Origin of the sequence: Absiella sp. AM09-50 (assembly GCF_003433845.1) — a bacterium.
In the GTDB taxonomy this organism is placed as follows: domain Bacteria; phylum Bacillota_I; class Bacilli_A; order Erysipelotrichales; family Erysipelotrichaceae; genus Hoskinsella; species Hoskinsella hominis.
Genome location: NZ_QVFI01000036.1, coordinates 1 through 21,586, shown reverse-complemented (window position 1 = coordinate 21,586; position 21,586 = coordinate 1). Strand labels below are relative to the sequence as shown.

At 35.8% G+C, this 21,586-nt stretch carries 21 protein-coding genes; 17 read left to right on the top strand and 4 right to left on the bottom strand.

Annotated features, from left to right (window positions below):
* The first annotated feature begins 26 nt into the window (after positions 1-26).
* The 4 genes from DW114_RS19110 to DW114_RS19095 all read left to right on the top strand — a co-directional run bounded on the left by DW114_RS19110 (position 27) and on the right by DW114_RS19095 (position 3,244).
* Positions 27-689 carry a hypothetical protein gene (locus tag DW114_RS19110; RefSeq protein WP_117455685.1) on the top strand — a complete coding sequence of 221 codons (663 nt, stop codon included), beginning with the start codon at positions 27-29 and terminating at the stop codon, positions 687-689.
* Positions 690-829: 140 nt separating this feature from the next.
* The gene (locus DW114_RS19105) at positions 830-1,933 is read left to right on the top strand and encodes a DUF871 domain-containing protein (RefSeq protein WP_117455683.1); all 1,104 of its coding nucleotides are present in this window, start codon (positions 830-832) and stop codon (positions 1,931-1,933) included.
* On the top strand, positions 1,930-2,832 hold the full coding sequence (locus DW114_RS19100; protein WP_117455680.1) for an ROK family protein: 903 nt from the start codon (positions 1,930-1,932) through the stop codon (positions 2,830-2,832). The genes DW114_RS19105 and DW114_RS19100 overlap by 4 nt, the downstream gene beginning before the upstream one ends.
* A gap of 118 nt (positions 2,833-2,950) precedes the next feature.
* A complete protein-coding gene (locus DW114_RS19095; protein ID WP_117455678.1) occupies positions 2,951-3,244 on the top strand; it encodes a hypothetical protein in 294 nt (97 codons plus the stop codon).
* Positions 3,245-3,276: 32 nt separating this feature from the next.
* On the opposite strand, the gene DW114_RS19090 is transcribed toward DW114_RS19095, so the two are convergent.
* On the bottom strand, positions 3,277-4,272 hold the full coding sequence (locus DW114_RS19090) for an alpha/beta hydrolase (RefSeq protein ID WP_158552357.1): 996 nt from the start codon (positions 4,270-4,272) through the stop codon (positions 3,277-3,279).
* Positions 4,273-4,350: 78 nt separating this feature from the next.
* A complete protein-coding gene (locus DW114_RS19085) occupies positions 4,351-5,505 on the bottom strand; it encodes an AraC family transcriptional regulator (RefSeq protein WP_117455674.1) in 1,155 nt (384 codons plus the stop codon).
* A 148-nt stretch (positions 5,506-5,653) separates the two neighbouring features.
* Between DW114_RS19085 and DW114_RS19080 the strand changes: the two genes are divergently transcribed.
* From DW114_RS19080 to DW114_RS19030, 11 genes are all read left to right on the top strand, one after another.
* Positions 5,654-6,970: a PTS sugar transporter subunit IIC gene (locus tag DW114_RS19080; protein WP_117455673.1), complete on the top strand. Its 1,317-nt coding sequence runs from the start codon at positions 5,654-5,656 to the stop codon at positions 6,968-6,970.
* The gene (locus tag DW114_RS19075) at positions 6,960-8,105 is read left to right on the top strand and encodes a GDSL-type esterase/lipase family protein (RefSeq protein WP_158552356.1); all 1,146 of its coding nucleotides are present in this window, start codon (positions 6,960-6,962) and stop codon (positions 8,103-8,105) included. Before DW114_RS19080 ends, DW114_RS19075 begins: the two co-directional genes overlap by 11 nt.
* Entirely contained in the window at positions 8,102-9,070 is a 969-nt protein-coding gene (locus DW114_RS19070) for an alpha/beta hydrolase (RefSeq protein WP_207732831.1), read from the top strand. The genes DW114_RS19075 and DW114_RS19070 overlap by 4 nt, the downstream gene beginning before the upstream one ends.
* Before the next feature lie 2 nt (positions 9,071-9,072).
* Positions 9,073-10,470, top strand: coding sequence for a 6-phospho-beta-glucosidase (locus tag DW114_RS19065; RefSeq protein WP_117455668.1), 1,398 nt, complete (start codon positions 9,073-9,075; stop codon positions 10,468-10,470).
* A gap of 29 nt (positions 10,471-10,499) precedes the next feature.
* Complete coding sequence (locus DW114_RS19060) at positions 10,500-12,011, top strand: hypothetical protein (RefSeq protein WP_117455666.1); 1,512 nt, start codon at positions 10,500-10,502, stop codon at positions 12,009-12,011.
* Positions 12,012-12,029: 18 nt separating this feature from the next.
* On the top strand, positions 12,030-12,911 hold the full coding sequence (locus DW114_RS19055) for an ROK family protein (protein WP_117455664.1): 882 nt from the start codon (positions 12,030-12,032) through the stop codon (positions 12,909-12,911).
* Positions 12,901-13,635 (top strand): SGNH/GDSL hydrolase family protein, encoded by a 735-nt coding sequence (locus tag DW114_RS19050; protein WP_117455662.1) that lies wholly within the window; start codon positions 12,901-12,903, stop codon positions 13,633-13,635. Before DW114_RS19055 ends, DW114_RS19050 begins: the two co-directional genes overlap by 11 nt.
* A 121-nt stretch (positions 13,636-13,756) precedes the next feature.
* Positions 13,757-15,421, top strand: a complete 1,665-nt coding sequence (locus tag DW114_RS19045; protein WP_117455660.1) for an alpha-glucosidase — start codon at positions 13,757-13,759, stop codon at positions 15,419-15,421.
* An 18-nt stretch (positions 15,422-15,439) separates the two neighbouring features.
* Positions 15,440-16,357 (top strand): AAA family ATPase, encoded by a 918-nt coding sequence (locus DW114_RS19040; protein WP_117455658.1) that lies wholly within the window; start codon positions 15,440-15,442, stop codon positions 16,355-16,357.
* The gene (locus tag DW114_RS19035) at positions 16,329-17,357 is read left to right on the top strand and encodes a DUF58 domain-containing protein (protein WP_117455656.1); all 1,029 of its coding nucleotides are present in this window, start codon (positions 16,329-16,331) and stop codon (positions 17,355-17,357) included. The genes DW114_RS19040 and DW114_RS19035 overlap by 29 nt, the downstream gene beginning before the upstream one ends.
* Complete coding sequence (locus tag DW114_RS19030; RefSeq protein ID WP_117455654.1) at positions 17,350-19,455, top strand: transglutaminase-like domain-containing protein; 2,106 nt, start codon at positions 17,350-17,352, stop codon at positions 19,453-19,455. Before DW114_RS19035 ends, DW114_RS19030 begins: the two co-directional genes overlap by 8 nt.
* 39 nt (positions 19,456-19,494) lie before the next feature.
* Here the strand turns inward: DW114_RS19030 and DW114_RS19025 are convergent, their stop codons facing one another.
* Positions 19,495-19,779 (bottom strand): hypothetical protein, encoded by a 285-nt coding sequence (locus tag DW114_RS19025; RefSeq protein ID WP_117455652.1) that lies wholly within the window; start codon positions 19,777-19,779, stop codon positions 19,495-19,497.
* Positions 19,780-20,020: 241 nt separating this feature from the next.
* Here DW114_RS19025 and DW114_RS19020 point away from each other — a divergent pair, with 241 nt between their 5' ends.
* Positions 20,021-20,272, top strand: a complete 252-nt coding sequence (locus tag DW114_RS19020; protein WP_117455650.1) for a helix-turn-helix domain-containing protein — start codon at positions 20,021-20,023, stop codon at positions 20,270-20,272.
* A gap of 69 nt (positions 20,273-20,341) precedes the next feature.
* Here DW114_RS19020 and DW114_RS19015 read toward each other — a convergent pair whose 3' ends face one another.
* Complete coding sequence (locus DW114_RS19015; protein ID WP_117455648.1) at positions 20,342-20,734, bottom strand: thioesterase family protein; 393 nt, start codon at positions 20,732-20,734, stop codon at positions 20,342-20,344.
* Between the two features lie 135 nt (positions 20,735-20,869).
* Between DW114_RS19015 and DW114_RS19010 the strand changes: the two genes are divergently transcribed.
* Positions 20,870-21,523, top strand: a complete 654-nt coding sequence (locus tag DW114_RS19010) for a manganese catalase family protein (RefSeq protein WP_117455646.1) — start codon at positions 20,870-20,872, stop codon at positions 21,521-21,523.
* Positions 21,524-21,586 lie beyond the last annotated feature (63 nt).

Sequence of the window (21,586 nt, the reverse complement as noted above, 5' to 3'; positions counted from 1 at the left end):
AGTGTAAAATAAAACATGGTGATATTATGAAATATGTAAATGCAAATGAATTATTAATGTTTTTAAAACCTCCTGTGACAAGATTATCTGTTTTTGTCGCAGAAACAGTAGATGCCGCATTGATCATGTGTGCCAATGCCTTCCCAAAAATGGAAGAAGAATTTCAGACAACCATTGATTTCCCTACTTTCAAATTCCAGTTGTTGAAAACAATGAGCGAATTCATTGAAACATGCCGGGAACAGGAAGAAACAAGTTTAAAGAATCCTAGAGGACATGTGGAGGAAGCACGTTATGTAAATGCACATATCAATGTTTCCTTATGGCCAAAGCATATTCAGAAAAACAATGGAGAAAACTTCTTTATTATCGCTTATTGTACAGCGTATGGGGATATTATGTTTCGTTATTTGATGGATTGTGGGATCAAGGCAGAAACAGCACAACAGCTTGCCAGCCAGTCTTTATTGTCATTAGCGAAATGGATTGATGAAAACTGTATTAAGAAATGTGAATACGAATGTATTCGACGTAATGAGTCCAACGGATATTGTGCATTATGTTCCTTTATGATTCAGCCAATGCCATGTCCAAAGAAAAACGAAATCAGTTATGTACGCTGTGGCTTATCAGAAGATGAGATCAATTGTAAACGTGAAGAAACGCTGATTGATAAAGTTATGATGTAAAAAATATGATATCTATAAGAGTGCGAAAGCTTCTGTAGATATCATTTTTTCTTAATTTCTTAACATAAAGATTAAAATTATGATAAAGTAAAAACGCTTTCTTTTTTATACTGTATATAGAAAGAAAGCGAGGATGTTTTATGAGAAAATTAGGCATAGCATTGTATCCTGATAAAACCGAGTTAATTGAAGATCAGGCATATCTGAAGATGGCAAAAGACATCGGATATGAAAGAGTATTCATGAGTTTTCTACAAATTGATGTAAATAATCCCATGCGTTCCATTCAACGTATCAAAGAAAGTGCGAAACTTGCACATGATATGGGGTTTTCTGTAACTTTGGATATTCATCCTATGGTATTTACATATTTGAAATGTAAGGAAGATGATTTATCATATTTTCATGCTATGGGAATTGATGTATTACGTTTGGATAAAGGATATGATGGTTATACAGAAGCCATGATGAGTCATAATCCATATGGTATCATGATTGAGGTAAACATGAGTAATCATACACATTATCTGCAACGTATTCTGGATCATCAACCAGATACAGAGCATCTGTGTGGTTCTCATAATTTTTATCCACAGCGTTTTACCGCTCTTTCTTTATCCACATTTCAAACATGTAGTGAGATGTTTCATCGTCATCATATACATAGCGCAGCGTTTATCACTTCAAAGCACGCTTCTATATCTCCATGGCCAATATCTGAAGGCTTATGTACGTTAGAGTGTCATCGTGATTTACCATTACGTGTACAGGCACAACACATGAAGATGTTAAATGCTGTGGATGATATTATCATAGGAAATGCGTTTGCATTAAAAGAAGAACTAGGTGAAGTGAAACAGGTGTTTGATACATCAATAGATGAACTTCATATTCATCTGCATGAGGAAACAACACCATTAGAAAAAGAATTGTTATTTCAGGGTGTATATGAATATCGTGGAGATGCTTCTGCATATGTAATCAGATCAAGTAAAAACCGAGCAAAATATCATACATACAGTTTACCGGCGCATGCTGTGACAAGGGATATTCATAAAGGTGACATTTTGATACTAAATGAAGCTTATGGCCAATATAAAGCTGAATTACAGATTGCTTTATGTGATCGTTTAGCAGATTCTAAAATAAATGTTGTGGGACATATTGTGGAGGATGAAATGATATTGTTAGATGCCATGTGCCCATTTCAAAAGTTTCAGTTAAAGGAGGAAATTAAGAAATGAAATATTATGCAGGAATTGATATCGGTGGCACCAGAATCAAGATGGGGATCATCGATGAAACAGGGCATGTTTGTGTACAGGAAAATGAAGCAACCCAATCAACACGTTCTGATTTGATGAAACAGATTGGGGATTTTATCAAACAACATCAGGAATATACGATGGAAGGTGTAGGCATTAGTATGCCAGGCATTGCGAAAGATGATGGCTTTATGCAAACGAGTGGGGCAATCAAATGCTTTTTAAAACACAATATGAAACAGGAAATGGAAGCATATTTAAAATTACCTGTTGTGATTGAAAACGATAGTAAATCAGCATCAATTGCGGAAAAATGGATAGGCGAAGCAAAAGATTTAGATAATTTTGTATGTTTAACACTTGGAACAGCTGTTGGCGGAGCAATCTATATGGATGGAAAGCTTGTACGTGGCCTTGGTGGTATGGCAGGTGAATTTGGGATTGCGTTATGTGGAAAGGAAAAAGGTAATTATAATGAACAGTCTTTTTCTTACAGTGCAGCAGTGGTGGCAGGATTATGCCGTAATTACAGCTATCGTGTGAAAGAGCGTGTATTGGATGCGAAAGAAATTTATCGTCGTGCGCATGAAAATGATCAGGATGCAATAGCGTGTATTGAACAATTTTATCATGATGTAGCGTTGTTGTTAATCAATACTGCTGTCATTATAGCACCAGATGCTATTTTGATAGGTGGAGGCATCAGTGCAAATGAAGAAGCAATGCATGGAATCATTTCTGCTTATGAAGAAATCATACAAGACTATCATGTATTAAGTCTTGTGGAAATGCCAAAAATCTTAGCTTGTAAATTGAAGAATGAAGCCGGAATGATTGGCGCAGCACGGAAATTGATGTTAATGAAAGAAAAGATCTAATTAAAAAAGATCTTTTTTTATGTAATATAGAAAAAACGTCCAGATGGGCTTTGATTTTCTACATACCTTATTATTGAGATACGACAACAGCGTATCTTAGAAAGATGAGGGATAACTTATGTGTAATCATGTATATTTAAACAATGAAGGATTGGAGTATAACGATTTTGACAACAGAGGTTTTGAAGGACGCGGATTTGATCGCGGTCACAAAGGATGCAGCTGTAACTGTAATTGTAACTGCAACTGTGGATGCAACAACGGATGTGGCGATTCAGGATATGATGATCGTGCATTTGAAGAAGCACAGCGTATTATCAATCAGGTAGCACGTCGTAGAGGCAGAGAAAACCGTTGCGCTCGTCAGTTTGTTCGCTGTATGAGAAGCATCAACAACAACTGCAACTGGTAATAAATAAAAGGAAGCGTCAAATAGACGCTTCTTTACATAGCTTGTTTGTTTAAGAAAGATATGACTTCTTGAAAGGTTTCTATAGCCTGTGTTCGTTCTAATTGAAACTGATATTCATGTGGAAGATCGTTGTCATAGGTCAATAATTTTGATGAAACATGGAGATCTTTTAAACATTTATCCATAGCTTCTGCCTGTTTCATAAAGGAATTGGTATTTCCATCTGTTAATAAGGTCGGTGGAAAGGATGATGTGATCCATGGCATAAAGTCGGCTTGTTTCATATTTGAGGATGTTTCCCAGTGTTTATCATCAAAATACGCCCAGGCACTTTGATCAAATAAGAAATTTGAAAGCCAGCTGTCTGTATCATCGTATGCTTTGATATCTAATAATCCACAGAAGGATAGAAAACCTTTGATCTGTTGTGGCTTTAAACAAGCCTTGATTCCAGTGAACTCTTGATATTGAGGATTTATTTGTAATGTGGTAAACTCTCCTGCAATATGTGCACCAGCCGAATCTCCACCGATAAAGATGTTTTGAAAATCTATAGGGTAATCTTTTGTTTGAATATCTTCTAATAATTCCATCATTTGATAAACAGGGGTTGGATATTTTTGTTCAGGCGCTAAGGCATAATTCATAGAAATAACAGTATATCCATAGGATGCAACCATTTCCATATACGTACGAGTATCAGCTTTATCCCCACCAACAAATGCTCCTCCATGTACCCATAACAGCAATGGATAGCTGCCTTTTTCTTTTGGATAGTAGATATCATAAGTATGTAAATCATATGCAGAAGCATAGGATACATCTAGTTTTTCTTCTATCGTTTGTATGCGTTGTTCATATTCTGGATGATGGGTATATTGCACACCTTCTTTACCACCAGAAAATCCCATTCTTGTAAGTTTTGTGACAGGAACACAGGTAAACTGTATCATGATCAAACACCCTGCCATGAATAAGATGATGATGACAATCAGAAGCTTTGTGATTGTCCATAATTTCTTTTTCATAAGAGCCTCCTTTTTTCCTATAATATAAGAAAAACAAAGAAACTTTGTTATCATGAATTTTATCTTTGTATCAGATTATTAATATTGGAAGTTCTTATCGCGGAATCCTTTTGGTGTTTGTCCACAGATCTGTTTAAAACGCTGGGTGAAATGGCTTTGACTGGTAAAGTTTAATAAAGAGCTGATTTCCTGAAAACTATAATCCGTAAACAACAATAGTTGTTTGGCTTCTTCTATTTTCTTTTTTAATACATAATCACTTAATGATTCTCCAACTTCTTTTTTAAAACGTGAGGAAATATATACGGCAGATTTACCTGTTGTACAACTTAAATCTTCTAATGTGATCTTTTCATATAAATGGGCATCGATATATCGCAGACATTGATTGATCAGGGTAGAGCACTGTTTTGCCTGTGATTGAATCAAATCACAAAATTGATAACTGGCATATTTCATATAACGGATACATTCTGGTACCGTATGAATATTCTTTAATCCCTGAATCAAAGCATCCGATAAACTAAAAGCGCTGTCTAAAGGAACACCACAGGCAATCGCCTGTCTGGTCAATAATGTCACAATGGTCACAAACTTTAATTTGGTACTTTCAAAAAAATCATCTGCTAGATGGACTTCATACGTTTTATTGATTTTAGAAAAGATCCAGTCTATTTTTTCTTTTTGCCCTTTTTTTACATATTCTAAAAACCGTAGTTCAAATTGATAAGAATCACTGGTAGCATCATGACTTCTTCGCTCATACAGGTTTTCTTCAAAGGTTTCCTCAGGCAGTTTTTCCAGCTTTTCTTTATGAAGATATTTGATTGGAATCTGATGTGCATCTAAAGAGCACTGCATGATCAAGTCATAAAACATGACACAATAATCTTTAAAGCTTTCTAATGTTTCACTGGAGATATACGCTTTGATATCATAGGAAAATTTAGATGTAATGGATGTATTTAACAATGCACAGGGACCAATCAAAATACGATAACGTTTTTGATCACTGGTATATAAAAAGGAAGCACCCAGCATTTCATAGGTGTTGACGATATGTAAAGGGAATTCATCATCAACAAATAAATATTCAAATTTTTCTTTTAAGGACATGATTGGCGCATATCTGGGAAAGACAAGACTGCCTGCTTCATCATCTAATAAGGTGATGGGAACATAGGTACGATGATATAAGGTGTCAATAGCATGAATAAGTTCAGATTGATTCATAAATTCCTCCTGTGTTAATAATTTAACATAAATATTAAAATTATGATAAAACCGTTGTGTAAATCATTATATAATAGCATTGTAACAAAGTAAAGCGGTTACAACCTTTGGCCAAGGTTACGAATTGAAAAAGAGAAAGGATGTTTGTATGAAACGTTTTGAACAATTGCTAAATGACAAGTTAATGCCACTAGCAGAAAAATTAACACAAAACAAAATTTTGGGCGCATTGATGGAAGGCTTTATCCGATGCTCTCCCATCACACTAGGTATCGCATTTATTACCATTATCGGAAACTTTCCGATTCCAGCATGGACCAAATGGTTAACCGAAATAGGCTTGATGCAGCATGTATCTGCCATTACCAATGGTGCCACAGGCGTGTTGACACTGTATGTAATTTATTCCTTATCCATGGCTTATGCGAAACGTATTGAAGTCAATGAACGAAATTCCGCATTGATCTCTTTAGCGTTCTTCATTATGATTATGCCACAAACCATTACCACAATGGATGCGGCAGGAAAAGAAACAGTAATCAATGCATTGAAATTAGATTATCTGGGTGGACAGGGGTTATTTATTGGTATGATCATTGCCTTAGTCATCACAAGATTATATGCATATTTATCAAGTAAAAACCTGTCTTTTAAACTTCCACCAAGTGTACCTGCCATGGTATCACAATCATTATCTCCAGTATTTGTTGTAACGATCATCTTCGTTTTGGCATTCATTGTACGCGTAGCATTCTCCTATACTTCCGCAGGGGATATCATTAACTTCTTTATTCAGGTAATCAATGCACCATTAAATTCTGTGGTTGCCAATCCTTTAACGATTATTTTGATTATCTCTTTCATGGGATTGTTATGGTTCTTTGGTATTCACAATGCGGTTTTACAGGGACCTTTAGGTGCTATATCTTTGACCATGTTAGCGGGTAATATTACGGCATTTCAAAATGGCGAACCATTACCTTATCTGATGCCGGCGGTTGTATATGCAGGAATGACATCAGCTGGATTTATGGGAATCATTGTTGGAATGATGTTTAAATCAAAATCACAGAAGTATAAACAAATTGCGAAGTTATCCTTTATTCCATCTTTATTCAATATTACGGAACCGATCATGTTTGGTATGCCGATCATTATGAATCCGATCTTCTTTATTCCTCAGGTATTCCCTCAATTGATCGCAGGTTTTGTGACATGGGGACTGGCATCTACCATTCTTCCCATCACAATGAATCCATATATGTCATTGATGCCATGGACAACACCAACCTTTATTAAAATGCCACTTCTAGGCGGTATCAACTTCACGATTATTATGATTATCTGTTTCGCTATTTCTATTTTGATCTGGTATCCATTCTTAAAGGTTGCGGATCTTCGTGAATATGAGCTGGAACAGCAGGCACAAAAAGCATTAGATGAAGGTGAGGATAATGAAAACTGATCCATGGGTTACATGGTGGAGTCATGCGCAAAGAGGCTGTGGTCTGATAAATCAACAACAGCCAACACATCAATGTGTAAATATTCATCGTTTACCAGAAGCATCCGCTATTCGCTTTCGCTTTTCTAATTTCTATGATACACAGGATGTAGAAATCACCAATGTGACACTAACCTATCATGATCAGGAATTCCCAATCACTTTTCAAAAAGCATCTACCTATATCTTACATCAGGATGAAACAATCCTCAGTGATCCTGTGGATATCCATTGTATGGCAAAGGATACCTTGATATTAGACTATGATATCATCACACAACAAGCCTGTACCTCGGGAATCGATGTTTCAAATGATCAAGATATCCAAACAGATGGGGTAGTGATCTATTTGTTTCATGGTATAGATATCATATCCAAAGATATCAAAGGATGTATCTGTGCATTTGGGGATTCTATCGTAGAAATGGCGCAATGGACAAATGTGTTAAAAGAAATGTTAAAGGAAAAAGGTTATGTATTGATCAATCAGGGAATCAGTGGAAATCGGTTGTTGAAGGATTTACAACATATCCAAATGGATGCATCCCATGCCTATATCTTAGAAGGCACAACTGCTCAACAAAAGATAGAAGAACCAAAAATATTTCAACATATTCCCATCACCAAGCAATGCTTTGGAAAACCTGGCATTAAACGATTAAAACAAGAGATTTTAGATACACATAATCATATGAAAGCGATCATTTGTGCAATTGGTATCAATGATTTATACCAACCGGGAACCTTTTGCGCAGAATTATTAGAACTACCAACATTGGAAGAAATGCAACAAGCGTATACCAATATATGGCAACAAATCAAAGATTCTGAATGTGATCTATTGGTAGTAGGCATTACTTCATTTTTAGCATCGGATGGTGCCAGCACAGAAAAAGAAATGATGCGATTAGCGTTAAATGAATGGATGAAACAAAGTACATTGCCGGATGGCTTTGTGGCATTCGATGATATCTTATGTGATACAAATCATGTGTTATTTGATGATGTCCATATCGGAGATCATCTACACCCTAATGCATATGGAGGTAAGAAAATGGCGAATAAAATATATCAACAATTGGAGAAACTTCTATGATCTGGCTATGTATCGGCGCATTGATCATTGCCATTTTATGGTTTGTATGTATGACACCATGGCCGTTTGTCTTGCTGTTGCGTCATAAAAAAGAAGAACCTAGAGAAAAAGGTAGAAGTGATCAAAAACAAATCGAGGAACATCTGACGATAAAAAAAGGGCTGCCATATCCTTCCTCTTATCCAAGTGCAACATATGATGTATATTATGATCCAAAAACACCAGCGAAACGAATACTGGTATGGGTGCATGGTGGAGCATTTATCGCAGGGGATAGTCGTGGCACAAAGAATTTTGGGCCAATGATGGCAAAACAAGGAACGATCTTTTACGCCATCAATTATGCACTTGCACCTGCGCATCATTTTCCTGATCAGATCCTTCAAATTGATGAATTTCTAAAGGCATTACCGCAATTATTATCAAAAGAAGGACTACCTATGCCATCTCATCTATATCTTGGAGGAGATTCCGCTGGAGCGAATATGGTCGCAGAATATACCTGTATGAAATATGATGCCTTACTATGTGAAAAAAGCCATGTACAGCTACAATCCTTGTTTGATATCAATGGCTTATTACTATATTGTGGGCCATATGATTTCGCAGAAGATTTAACAAATCCAAAACTAAAAGACTTTGTGAAGATGTTTCATTACCTTGGCTGGGCTTATCTTGGTAAAAAAAGCTGGGCAAAACATGAAGAAAAATATCTGGCTTCCCCTTATCATCAGGTTAATCAAAAATTTCCTGCTACATATCTATGTGATGGAAGAAAATATTCATTCTTATGGCAGGGAAAAAAGCTGGCAGAAAAACTATCTGACATGCAGGTGTATGTGAAATCTGACTTCTATGAGGATATGCCACATGAATTTCAATTTGATTATGTTAAATATCCCAAAGAAGCAATGGAGGTATTTGAAAACAGCTGTGCATTTATGGAGGATATAGAAAGGAAATAGACATGTTAAAAAAGGATTTTTTATGGGGTGGTGCTGTTGCGGCCAACCAGTGTGAAGGTGCTTATTTAGAAGGTGGAAAAGGTTTATCTATCATGGATATCGTTACTGCTGGAGATAAAAATCATCCACGCCGTTTTACGCTAAATTTAGAAAGTGATGCTTATTATCCCAATCATGAGGCAATCGACTTTTATCATCATTATAAGGAAGATATCGCAATGTTTGCGGAAATGGGATTTCGTTGTTTTCGTACATCGATTGCATGGAGCCGTATCTTTCCAAATGGAGATGAAGAAGAACCAAATGAAGAAGGACTTGCATTTTATGATCGATTATTTGATGAATTAAAACGTTATCATATAGAGCCAATAATCACAATATCACATTATGAAATGCCATTACATCTAGTAAAAGCGTATGGTGGATGGAGAAATAGAAAATTGATTGATTTCTATGTGAAATATGCCAAAACATTATTTCAAAGATATCGTGGAAAAGTAAGATACTGGATGACCTTTAATGAAATAAATTCCACAATCCACGTTCCTGCCATTGCAGGGGTGATCATTTCAGAAAAAGAAGATAAAAAACAAGTAAGTTATCAGGCTTTACATCATCAATTTATCGCAAGTGCGCTGGCAGTCAAAGCGGCACATGACATAGATTCAGATAATAAAGTTGGATGTATGGTCATGACAACCGTAGGCTATCCCAAAACATCGCATCCATTAGATGTAGAGGCAGCCCAGCAATACTTACGAGATGGCACATTATTCTTTTGTGATGTTCAGGTAAGAGGCGCATATCCATCCTATTTCCACAGTTATGGAATAGATATTCAAATGGAAGAAAACGATACACAGATATTAAAGGAAGGCTGTGTAGATTATATTGGGTTCTCTTATTATTCATCCAATGTGGTGGCACATCATATGGAAGGGGAATTATGCGATGGTAACATCGTGAAAGGATTGAAAAATCCTTATTTAGAAGCGAGTGCATGGGGCTGGCAGATTGATCCGGATGGATTAAAATATCTCATGCGTACACTTTATGAACGTTATGAAAAACCATTGTTTATTGTGGAAAATGGTCTTGGATATGCGGATGAAATCAGTGAAGATGGAAAGATTCATGATGATTATCGTATCGCATATTTACGTTCTCACATACAGGCAATGAAAGAAGTTGTAGAACATGAACATATCGATTTATTGGGATATACAGCATGGGGCTGTATTGATATCGTTTCCGCTGGTACCGGAGAAATGAAAAAACGATATGGCATGATCTATGTAGATCGAGATGATGCTGGGAATGGCACCAATCAACGAAAGAAGAAAGATTCTTTCGCATGGTATCAAAAAGTCATCTCATCTAATGGTGAAGATTTAACATAAGAAAAGAAAGAAAAAGGAGAAATTTAAACATGAAATTCAATAGGAAGAAAAAGGTAGTGGCGGCTGGTGGTGCGGCTGTCATCTTGGCTGGTTGTGCCATTACAGGAGGCAATACAGTACTTTCTGCGGTACATGAAGGAACAGGACAATTAAAAAGTGGTGCGATCACCTTGCATGAAGGTGCAGATAAACTGGTAGCTGGCAGTACTGGTGTAGAAAAAATCAGTTCTGGATTATACACAGGACTTGTACAATATACAGATGGGATTAGCAAGGTTGGTGAAGGTGTTCAAGTATTAGAAGAAGGTGCTGGGCAATATACAGCTGGTGTTAAAGCACTTTCTGATGGTACCAATGTCTTATATGAAGGTGTCAATGGCTATACCAATGGGGTATCCGCATTAGCAGATGGCGCAAAGCAACTGGATGATGGTGCTGGTGCATTATCAAGTGGTGCGCAAACATTAGATCAAAGCATGAATCAAATGGTCGATGGCTCAAAACAGCTTGCGGATGGTACCAATCAGTTAAATGAAAACTCTTCATTATTGGTAGAGGCACCAGATATGTTAAGTGATGGTCTGAATCAAATCAAAGATGGTTTAACTGCCGTACCAAATGAGGAACAAATCCAGTTATTAACAGATGGTTCTCATGGTGTCTTGCAGGCTGTGGATATGTTAAGTCAGGGAACGACTGGTCTTGATCAAAGTGTCGGGGTTTTACAAGAACAGCTACAAACGTTAAATACAACATTCTATAGTAATGAGGATATCAAAAGTGCAGTAGAAGTTTTATTAAATGCAACGCCAGCACAATTAAAACTGGCATTGGCATTAAAACCTGATGATACCATGAACGCATTAAAATTTGTATCAGGTGCCTATCTTGCCACAGATGCCGCTCTTGATGAAGCATCGAAGGGTGTTGATCAAATGAAACTATTATCCTCAACGCTTGCGGATGGTGCCAATAAGTTAAATACCAATTATCAAACACTAAATGAAGGTATTCAGATGTTTTCCGTATTACCACAGGGCGTACAAGCCATTCAAACTGGATTGGATCAAATGATCGATCTGATTCAAAATGATTTAAAAACAGGCATTACAACCTATGTATCCGGCGTGAATAGTGTCCATGAAGGAGCACAGGCATTATATCAAGGTTCGATCGCAATAAAATCAGGTACGACAACATTATCCAAAGGCAGCACAGATTTAAAATCAGGGACTAGTGCTTTGATTCATGGTGCTGGCGCATTAACTGAGAATAATGAAACCTTACAAACCGGCGCAAAAGCATTAAAAGATGGTGCCAATGCCTTAGATGCTTCCAGTACGCCAATGATGGAAGGCATCCATGTTTTAAAAACGGGTGTGGATAAATTAATTGAACTAAAGAGTGGTCTGGTAAATGCAGGAAAAGCTGTCAAAGATGGAAACAATGGATTAAAAGAAGGAATGTCTACCCTATATGAAGGGATTCGTATGATGAAAGATGGTACAGAAGAACTTCATACAAAACTAGGTGGAGATTAATAGAAAGGATATCAGATTATGAAAATTGCAGTTTTTGATGTAGGAGGAACATACATCAAATATGCATGTAGCGATGAACAGGGCAACCTGTCACATAAAGGAAAAATAAAAACACCACAAAGTAGAGAAGCTTTCTATGATGTAGTGGAAGAAATCATCAACAAACTGGGAGCGGTAGAAGGATTAGCCTTCTCCCTTCCGGGCTTCATTGACGCAAAACAAGGATATATATCTGTCGGCGGTTCTCTTCGATATCATGATAACTGTCACTTTGTGAAAGATATGGAAGCCCATATGAAACTTCCTGTATCCATACAAAATGATGCCAAGTGTGCAGCCCTTGCGCAAATATGGAAAGGGAATCAGATAAATGAAAATGCGGTTGTCTTAGTATTTGGCACAGGTGTTGGCGGTGCCTTAATTCAACAAGGACAACTATATGATGGCAGTCATTTTATGGCAATGGAATTATCCTGTATCATACAGGGGGATATCGCAACGCAAGGCCTACAAGCAACACTGGGAAATCGATTTAGTATACCAAATCTTATGGATAGAATCGCAGAAAAACTACATTTAGAACATATCGAAGGAGAAAAAGCTTTCCAATTATTAAGGGAAGGAAATGAAGTAGTGAAAGCAGAAATGCTGGCATATAGTCGTACGCTTGCGCTACAATTATTCAACTTCCAATGCTGTTTTGATCCGGATATCTTCTATATCGGTGGAGGGATATCTGCACAGCCAGCGTTTATATCATTGATCCAACAGGCGGTTGATGGATTACTAGAAAAAATACCATTTGCGTTACCTCCTATTCAGGTAAAACAAATGTGTCATCAAGCAGACGCTAATTTGATTGGTGCTGTATACCAATATCTAAGAAATCATGAAGCATAAAAAAACTATACGTATCGTCGTAATTAGTATCCTGATTCCCACCGTAATATTTATGACGTTGGCTTATGTAACATTTCAGGCAGTGATGCATATGGGAAGTGAACAGATACAAACGAAGGTAAAAAACTACAATACATTGACAAGCACATCCCCAAGGCATGCGACTGTATTCTTTGGAGATTCTATTACGGAACTATATCCATTAGAAGATTTCTATTCCGATTATGTGATAGAAACAAAAACACCAGTTCTGAATCGTGGCATTAGCTCAGAAAAAACAGCAAGCATGCTTGCTCGATTAGAAAAAGAAATTATACCCTTACATGCAAAACATCTCATTATGCTGATGGGCATCAATGATATATTTGATGGCATCAAACCAGAAGAAATCGCTCATCATATAGAAGAAATGATTGTGATGATGAAAGAAAAAAGTCCGGAAACACGATTGATCTTACAGGCGATTTATCCAATCAATGAACAGGATCGTGATTCATTTTATGAGAAATTAATGATGAAAGGGAATGGCAATGAAAGTGTACAGAAAACCAATGAACTTTTAGAAGCGTTGGCAAAGAAGCACGATATTACATTTCTCAATATCAATCCTTTATTAAGTGATGAAAATGGTAATCTAAAGCATGCATACGCATATGATGGATTGCATCCTAATGCTAGTGGATATCGTATCATCAGTGATGAAATCAAGAAAATGATTAAGTGAAAGAACGTTGGATATGCGTTCTTTTTCTTTTTGGTAAGCTTTTAAAAAAGCAATATTTCTAATGTATATTATATAGAAAACATGATACAATGAAGAAAACTAAAGAAAAGGGGTAAGTAAAATGAAACAATGGTGGCAAAAAGAAGTCGTATATCAAATATATCCTAAGAGCTTTTATGACAGTAATCATGATGGCATTGGTGATGTTCAAGGGATTATTCAAAAACTGGATTATTTAAAAGAATTAGGTGTAACAATGCTTTGGATATGTCCAATATATGCATCTCCCATGGATGATAATGGCTATGATATATCGGATTATTATGCGATTCATCCTCAATTTGGGACAATGGAAGATGTAGAAGAATTAATTCAAAAGGCGAAGGCAATGGGAATCAAGATCATTATGGATTTGGTTGTTAATCATACCAGTGATGAGCATGCATGGTTTCAAGAAGCAATAAAGAATCCAGATAGCCCATATCGTGATTTTTACATATTCAAAGAAGGAAAAGAGGGTCATGCGCCAACAAACTGGCGTAGTATCTTTGGTGGCAGTGTATGGGAGAAGGTGCCGAATGAAGATAACATGTATTATTTCCATGCCTTTCAGAAGAAACAACCGGATTTAAACTGGGAAAATCCAAAGATGCGCCAGGCAATCTATGATATGATCAATTGGTGGCTGGATAAAGGAATTGCCGGTTTTCGTGTAGATGCGATTAATTTTATCAAGAAGAATCAGGCATATCCTGATGGCATAGCAGATGGTACTGATGGATTATGCAGCTGTATCGATTATAGCCGTAATCAGGAAGGTATAGAAGTGTTCTTTCAGGAATTACGTAAGCATACCTTTGATCGACATGAATGTATGAGCGTAGCGGAAGCATGTGGTGTACCATATCGACAATTGGCTCCATTTATTGATGAAAAAGATGGATGTTTCTCTATGATGTTTGATTTTAATTATTGTGATTTTGATATTGGAGATCATGAAGAATGGTTTATACGTAAAACATGGACACCAAAAGAATATCGCGATATGTTGTTTTTAAGCCAGCAGGAAGTAAATGCATTAGGATGGGTCGCAAGCTTTTTAGAGAACCATGATCAGCCAAGAAGTGTAAATAAATTAATACCGATAGATGAAGAACGTAATTACTATAGTAAAACGATGTTGGGGGCAATGTATTTCTTTTTACGAGGCGTGCCTTTCATTTATCAAGGACAGGAAATCGGTATGGAAAATGCTTGTCGCCATAGTATAGAAGAATTTGATGACTGTAGCAGTATCAATCAATATCACAGAGCATTAGAAGAAGGTTTTACTGAAAAAGAAGCCCTTCATTTTGTGAATATGCGAAGCAGAGATAATGCAAGAACACCAATGCAGTGGAATGATGCAACATATGCTGGATTTAGTGATACAGCACCATGGCTTGCGTTAAACGATAACTATCATATGATCAATGTGGAAAAAGACAGACAAGATGTGCATAGCATTTTTAAGTTCTATCAGGCGATGATTCAACTACGTCAAAATAGTGAATATAGTGATATATTGACATATGGTGATTTTAAAGGAATGAAGTACCAGGATGAAATACTAGCTTATCAAAGAAGTTACGAGGGGCATGTTGTAGAGGTTATTTGTAATTATTCAAATACATCGCAAAGTGTGAAGCTGGATGGAGATATTCAAGTGTTATTAAGCAATGATGACAAGATTGATGGAGGGTTGCATTTACGTCCTTATGGATGTGTGGTCGTATCCATCAAATAGAAAACGAGGTGTGAAGGCATGAATCTGGCAAATCAGATTTTAACGGAAGTAAAAAAGGCAGTTGTGGGAAAAGATGAAGTATTAGAGAAAATATTAATGGTGATTTTATCCAAAGGGCATATTCTGCTGGAGGATATCCCAGGTGTTGGCAAGACAACCATTGCGGTAGCATTCAGTAAAGCGATGTCTTTGGAAACAAGAAGAATTCAGTTTACTGTGGATGTTTTACCAAGTGATGTTGTGGGATTTACAAGTATTGATCATGAAACGGGAAAGCTGCGCTTACATCCTGGAGCAGTATTTTGTAATATCTTTCTAGCGGATGAAATCAATCGTACCAGCTCTAAAACACAGGCCGCCTTATTAGAAGTTATGGAAGAAGGCAATATCACAGTAGATGGATATACACAAAAGGCGAAAGATCCTTTTTGTGTCATTGCGACACAGAATCCTTTTGGTTCTGCGGGAACACAGCTGTTGCCAGAAAGTCAGCTGGATCGTTTTATGATACGTTTAAGTATTGGATATCCCAGCCTTGCGGATGAAAAGGATATATTAAAAAGAAAAAGTGAAAGAGATCCAATGCTGGAGGTACATGCGGCAGCAAGTCGTGAAGATATCATCCAAATGAGCAAAGAGGTAGAACAGGTTTATGTGCATGAAGATATTTTAGATTACATTGTTGCGCTGATTGATGCGACAAGACATCATACTTCCATTTTACAAGGTGCCAGTCCCCGTGCAAGTATTTCCTTAATGCAGTTATCAAAGGCCAATGCCTACCTGCATGATCGAGATTATGTTGTGCCAAAGGATGTACAGGATATTTTCTTTGATGTGATTGGACATCGTGTGATCATGGGCACGAGTGCTTCAGAAACCAAAGATGTATTGATGGGAATTCTACATGAAACGAAAATCAAAAAATCGAAATAAAAACGGACTGGCATTTGCCAGAATCCGTTGGTTGTTTCTGTGGCTGGCAGCTTTTGTATTCTACTTTTTCTATCAAAGTTATTTAACCTTATATCTGTTTGTGATTGTAACATGTCTGCCAATCTTGTCACTTCTTTTAATGTTGTATAATTCATCTCGTCTTTATCTGGATTTATCATTTACAAAGCAGGAAATCACACAGAATATGCGTAGTGAATTTATTATGAAAATACAATCAGAGAATACACCTTTTGGTATATTGAAAGTAGATTATCAAATTGAAAACATATTCTATGAAAGTAAAAAGGTATATACAAACAGCTTGTTATGTACATCAAAACAAAAAGTGAAAAAAGCAATTACATTACCATATTGCGGTTGTTATAGTGCAAACATTACGCAGGTTACATTATTTGATATTTTGGGTTTATGGAAGAAGAAGTGTAAGTGTGAGGGAAGCTGTAAGCTATATGTATTACCCGTTTATAAAGAAGATACTTCACTGATGAAAACGATAAGTGATGGTCTTGAAAAAGAAACAGAAACATGGAAAAAAACTGGACTCATGTCAAATGACAGTTATGAAATACGGGATTATCAGGAAGGTGATTCTTTAAAATATCTACATCATAAAATGAGTTATAAACTGGATAAACCAATGGTACGTCAGTTTGCGTCTTTACAACAGGCGCACATGTTGATGATTTTGGATTTACAAGGCGATATTGATACTGTTGAACAGACATTGCAGACCTTTTATTCTATCGCAAAAACAATGCTTAAACAGGGAGTAATCATCAAATGTGGATATATGGCAAAACGACATGCCACGATTCAGGAAATCATGACACCCTTGATGCTGCAACAGGTGATGAAGGAAATTCTTTCTTATCCTAGATCTCAGGAAAAAGGAAACTGGCATACGCAGGAAGATGTTGTTTATCAGATTTATGGTGTGAATTGTCAGAAAATAGAAGATAAGGGGGTTGCTTATGAATAAGAAAAACGTACCTTATGATATGCTGCTGATTCTGTTTGGCATCATTTCTATTTTATTATGTTATGCCTTTGCTTTTCCATTTACGATAGATATTATATTTCTACTTGTTGGTGTGATGGTTGTATTTCTATTATTGTCGTGGATCATCAAAAGTGGCAATAAGAAAGCATTTTATGCCTTTTTGATACTGTTTATTGTGTTTCTGGTAATTACCCGTGATTCGCTGGTCATTGGTTTTCAAAATTTATATAACCAGATGACAGAGATTTATTCTACTTATGATAACTATTATTTTCAGAAATATAATTTAGATAGATATACCAATTATCAAATGAGTACACAGTGGTGTATATTATCTGTGTTTACCATTTATATTCTTGCATCATGTATCACCATCTTTGAACACAAAGGATATTTATTGAATTTCTTATTAAGTTTTGTATTATTCATACCTACGATTATGTATCATATACCCCAGAATTTTATTATTGATGCTCTGATCTTTATCTATTGGATTCTGCTTTTCTTTCATCACACGATGCAGAAAAAAGGTGTACAGATACAGCTGAATCAAACATTTATCGTGCGATTGATGATTGTATTACTGTTATTTGTATTTAGTTTTCAATTGGTATATCCACAATCAAAATTCGTGAAAAATGCTGCAATTGAACAGGCAAGACTGGATTTAGAAACCAAATATCGCCAGAAGATTCAAAAAGCATTTAGTGATAAAACAGGGGAAGTTAATTTGAATAACGCCAAAGATCGTTACTATTTTGATACCTTGCAAATGAATCTGTACAGTGAACAGCCGGATGATTATTATATCAAGACCTTTAGTGGTTCTGTTTATGAAGATAATACATGGAAGCTGTTAGAGGAAAGCAGCTATCATGAACGTAATTTAAATTGGCTGGATACCTTTACATGGTATACAAGAATTCATCAACTTAACCCATCTATGCACAGCAATGAAATATATACATTGAAGATTGAAGATAAACGGGAAGCTAATGATTATGCCCCAATACCATACAATACAGCAGTATTACCAGCAGGCTTTTCTAACCAGTATGATGCTTATGGAATTGGTAAAAAAGATAGTTATATATATGATGTCTGGAATTCATATGAAGCATCTTCATATATTGATATTCCAATGGATTATGTGGCATTTGTGAATGCTGAATATTTACAGGTGCCACCAAATGTAACACGATTCTTTCAGAAAAAAAGTATATATATTAATCTTGAAGGAAATGATGTAAATGAAATTGTAGAGCATGTAAAAGATTATTTATCACACAATACCTCTTATACATTAAAGCCTGGGGCAACACCAACGGATGAAGATTTTGTGACATACTTTTTAGGAACCAATAAAAAGGGATATTGCGTACATTATGCCAGTTCTGCGACTTTGATGCTTCGCTATATGGGAATACCAGCACGTTATGTGGAAGGATTCCATGTGGATAAAACAAAGTTTGATGAAGGAAACGAAGCAGCTATCACAGATCGTGAAGCACATGCATGGGTAGAAATTTTTGACATAAACAAAGGCTGGGTACCTGTTGAAGTAACACCTGCTAGTAGCCAGACTTCTACCACAACACCAAAAACAGAGGGCAATGAACAAAATAAGCCACAGAATACACAAAAACAAGAAACACCCAAAGAACAGACGAAGCAGGAAGAGCCTGTAAAAGAAAAAACTGAAGTGGAAAAAACACAAGTAATTCATATGAACTGGAATGTGATCTTGTTTGGCTTTAGTACGATTGTTTTGGCAATCCTGATCTTATTGATTCATAAAATACGCTATCACAGATGGATGAAGGCGATGACACAGCATAATTATAAAGCAGCAGTAAAAGCCTGTGATACATATTATCAAAAATGGATGCCATATGGTATGCATATCTCATCCAGAAGTAAAGATATCATTGATAAAGCTAGATATTCCCAACATGATTTAACACAAAAAGAATATCAGGTTGTGTATTCTGAGATGATGAATGGTGTATACAGAATCTATAAATCTTTGAAGTTTTATCAAAAACTTTATTTGATTTTTATTCTTGGTATAAAGTAAAAAAAACAAAGAGTATTCCGATTGAGCTGGGATACTCTTTTAATAAACAATTTCTTCTTTTAAATACTTTTTCAACATATCGATGCATTTCCTTAATTTAATCTCAATTCTAATATTTACAGGATGCAATTGGGCATATGTAATATTACATTCTTTATCAATTATCAGATAAAACGTCGCAAGCCATTCATCATCAATATTCATGATGACGCTTAATTGATAATGCTTATCCATACATTCTATGCTCACAATCTTTGCGTCAAATAAAAACAAAACAACATCATTAATCTTATCTTTGTTTAGCAACGATGACTTCAGCTTCATAATCTCATCTCTCTTCTGTATTGGACAAGCTTAATCTTAAAATAAGTGTTTTATGATGGAATTTTATATAGATATGAAGCAGATATTAAATCTTTTTGTTTTGTTTCATAAATAGTTGACAAAATCTAATACTATTATAGAGCAATGCACTTCAAAATACAATAAAAATCGGAATATTTTATTCCGTTTTATAGTCTGAATAGAAGGCCTCTTTTATAATGGTTTTATAGGTGGTGAGCGTGTGAGGTTAGATAGGTTAAGAGAATTACGCCAAGATAGAGATATGAGTTGTGCTAAACTTGCACGAGAGTTGGATATTTCAGAAAGAGTATTACGATATTATGAAAATGGAGATCATACAATGCCATTAGAGATTTTGATCAAAATCGCTGATTATTTTCAAGTATCCACAGATTATCTACTTGGCAGAACAAAAAATAAACGTGTATATAAACATGAACCAATGGACCATGATCGATATCTTTCTGAATGATTTACATCATAAGACATTGATTCATCTTAAAATAAGAGCCTGCCCAAAATTATGGACAGACTCATTTTCTTATTGTAGTTTTGATTGTGCTTTTGTTTCAAATTTTTCTTTTACAACCACAAAACGATCGTGACTTGCTTTACCAATTACATCTTTCTCATCCTTTGCGATAATTGAAAAACTTACTTTTTTACGATCTACTGCAGTTATTTCTGCAGTAACACTGACCTTCATACCTGCAGGTGTTGCGGCATCATGTGTCGTATTCATCATCACACCCACACTTGTTTCACCTTCATCTAAAAATGGATTTAAACATTCACAAGCGGTATTTTCCATTAATGCAATCATCATAGGTGTGGCATAAACGTTCACAATGCCACTGCCAACATGGCATGCTAATAAATCATCTGTAACAGTTATCTCCTTTGTAAGAACACTCCCGATTTTTATCTCTTTCATAAACTACCTCCATAAGTCTGTTACATTATATCATAGGAAAAGTTTCGATGTATATGGTGAGAAAAAGAAAATTTAGAAAATAAGATATAGAACAACCCATCATGTGCATACTATAAGAGAATGGAGGTAATAGATATGTTTTTATATAATGAAAAGTTGCCGATTGATGTGAGAATTGATCGACCTGATCCACAAAGCTATTTTCTATTAGATTCAACCTTACATGGTACTCATGTGGGATTGACGCAGGCTATGGTATATATACGACAGGCATTTATGATTCATAATGAAACGTTTTCTAAAATATTGATGCGACTTGCGGCGAAACAGATTACAGATATGGAAATACTTGCTAAACTCATTCATTTAGAACATGGAGAAGATGATCGCTATTATGATGAATCTAATGATGATACGCCAGTTTTTGAATATATTATGAGTGATGAGCGAAAAGCAGAAATCATGAAGGAGCATGAAGTTGAGCATCATGTGAATAATGATTTAACAGCAGCGATGATGCGTGATTTAGAATTTGAAAATATGCGAAAAGAGCTGTATGAAGAATTAGATAAAAAACTAAATGATGAAGGCGCAAAAAAAGTATTCGCTCATTTGATTGATAGTACGATGAAATCAATTGATATTTTAAAAAATACGTTAAATATCTTAACAACCCATACAGAATTGAAAGAATTTGGTGAAGGCGATACCCATGAATCATGGGATTTAGATACCGGAAATTATTTCGATAAACCCAATCCTTATTTCTTGTCCCCTGATAAAAAATAAATGGTCCATGGTCAATGCCAATAAGTTAAGGGTATTGACAACAATGAAAAGTGATATCTAGTG

What these genes read in the sequence shown, in the direction of transcription:
- DW114_RS19110 (WP_117455685.1), top strand. Translation starts at nt 27, where the DNA reads ATGAAATATGTAAATGCAAATGAATTATTAATGTTTTTAAAACCTCCT.
- DW114_RS19105 (WP_117455683.1), top strand. Translation starts at nt 830, where the DNA reads ATGAGAAAATTAGGCATAGCATTGTATCCTGATAAAACCGAGTTAATT.
- DW114_RS19100 (WP_117455680.1), top strand. Translation starts at nt 1,930, where the DNA reads ATGAAATATTATGCAGGAATTGATATCGGTGGCACCAGAATCAAGATG.
- DW114_RS19095 (WP_117455678.1), top strand. Translation starts at nt 2,951, where the DNA reads ATGTGTAATCATGTATATTTAAACAATGAAGGATTGGAGTATAACGAT.
- DW114_RS19090 (WP_158552357.1), bottom strand. Translation starts at nt 4,272, where the DNA reads ATGAAAAAGAAATTATGGACAATCACAAAGCTTCTGATTGTCATCATC.
- DW114_RS19085 (WP_117455674.1), bottom strand. Translation starts at nt 5,505, where the DNA reads ATGAATCAATCTGAACTTATTCATGCTATTGACACCTTATATCATCGT.
- DW114_RS19080 (WP_117455673.1), top strand. Translation starts at nt 5,654, where the DNA reads ATGAAACGTTTTGAACAATTGCTAAATGACAAGTTAATGCCACTAGCA.
- DW114_RS19075 (WP_158552356.1), top strand. Translation starts at nt 6,960, where the DNA reads ATGAAAACTGATCCATGGGTTACATGGTGGAGTCATGCGCAAAGAGGC.
- DW114_RS19070 (WP_207732831.1), top strand. Translation starts at nt 8,102, where the DNA reads ATGATCTGGCTATGTATCGGCGCATTGATCATTGCCATTTTATGGTTT.
- DW114_RS19065 (WP_117455668.1), top strand. Translation starts at nt 9,073, where the DNA reads ATGTTAAAAAAGGATTTTTTATGGGGTGGTGCTGTTGCGGCCAACCAG.
- DW114_RS19060 (WP_117455666.1), top strand. Translation starts at nt 10,500, where the DNA reads ATGAAATTCAATAGGAAGAAAAAGGTAGTGGCGGCTGGTGGTGCGGCT.
- DW114_RS19055 (WP_117455664.1), top strand. Translation starts at nt 12,030, where the DNA reads ATGAAAATTGCAGTTTTTGATGTAGGAGGAACATACATCAAATATGCA.
- DW114_RS19050 (WP_117455662.1), top strand. Translation starts at nt 12,901, where the DNA reads ATGAAGCATAAAAAAACTATACGTATCGTCGTAATTAGTATCCTGATT.
- DW114_RS19045 (WP_117455660.1), top strand. Translation starts at nt 13,757, where the DNA reads ATGAAACAATGGTGGCAAAAAGAAGTCGTATATCAAATATATCCTAAG.
- DW114_RS19040 (WP_117455658.1), top strand. Translation starts at nt 15,440, where the DNA reads ATGAATCTGGCAAATCAGATTTTAACGGAAGTAAAAAAGGCAGTTGTG.
- DW114_RS19035 (WP_117455656.1), top strand. Translation starts at nt 16,329, where the DNA reads ATGAAACGAAAATCAAAAAATCGAAATAAAAACGGACTGGCATTTGCC.
- DW114_RS19030 (WP_117455654.1), top strand. Translation starts at nt 17,350, where the DNA reads ATGAATAAGAAAAACGTACCTTATGATATGCTGCTGATTCTGTTTGGC.
- DW114_RS19025 (WP_117455652.1), bottom strand. Translation starts at nt 19,779, where the DNA reads ATGAAGCTGAAGTCATCGTTGCTAAACAAAGATAAGATTAATGATGTT.
- DW114_RS19015 (WP_117455648.1), bottom strand. Translation starts at nt 20,734, where the DNA reads ATGAAAGAGATAAAAATCGGGAGTGTTCTTACAAAGGAGATAACTGTT.
- DW114_RS19010 (WP_117455646.1), top strand. Translation starts at nt 20,870, where the DNA reads ATGTTTTTATATAATGAAAAGTTGCCGATTGATGTGAGAATTGATCGA.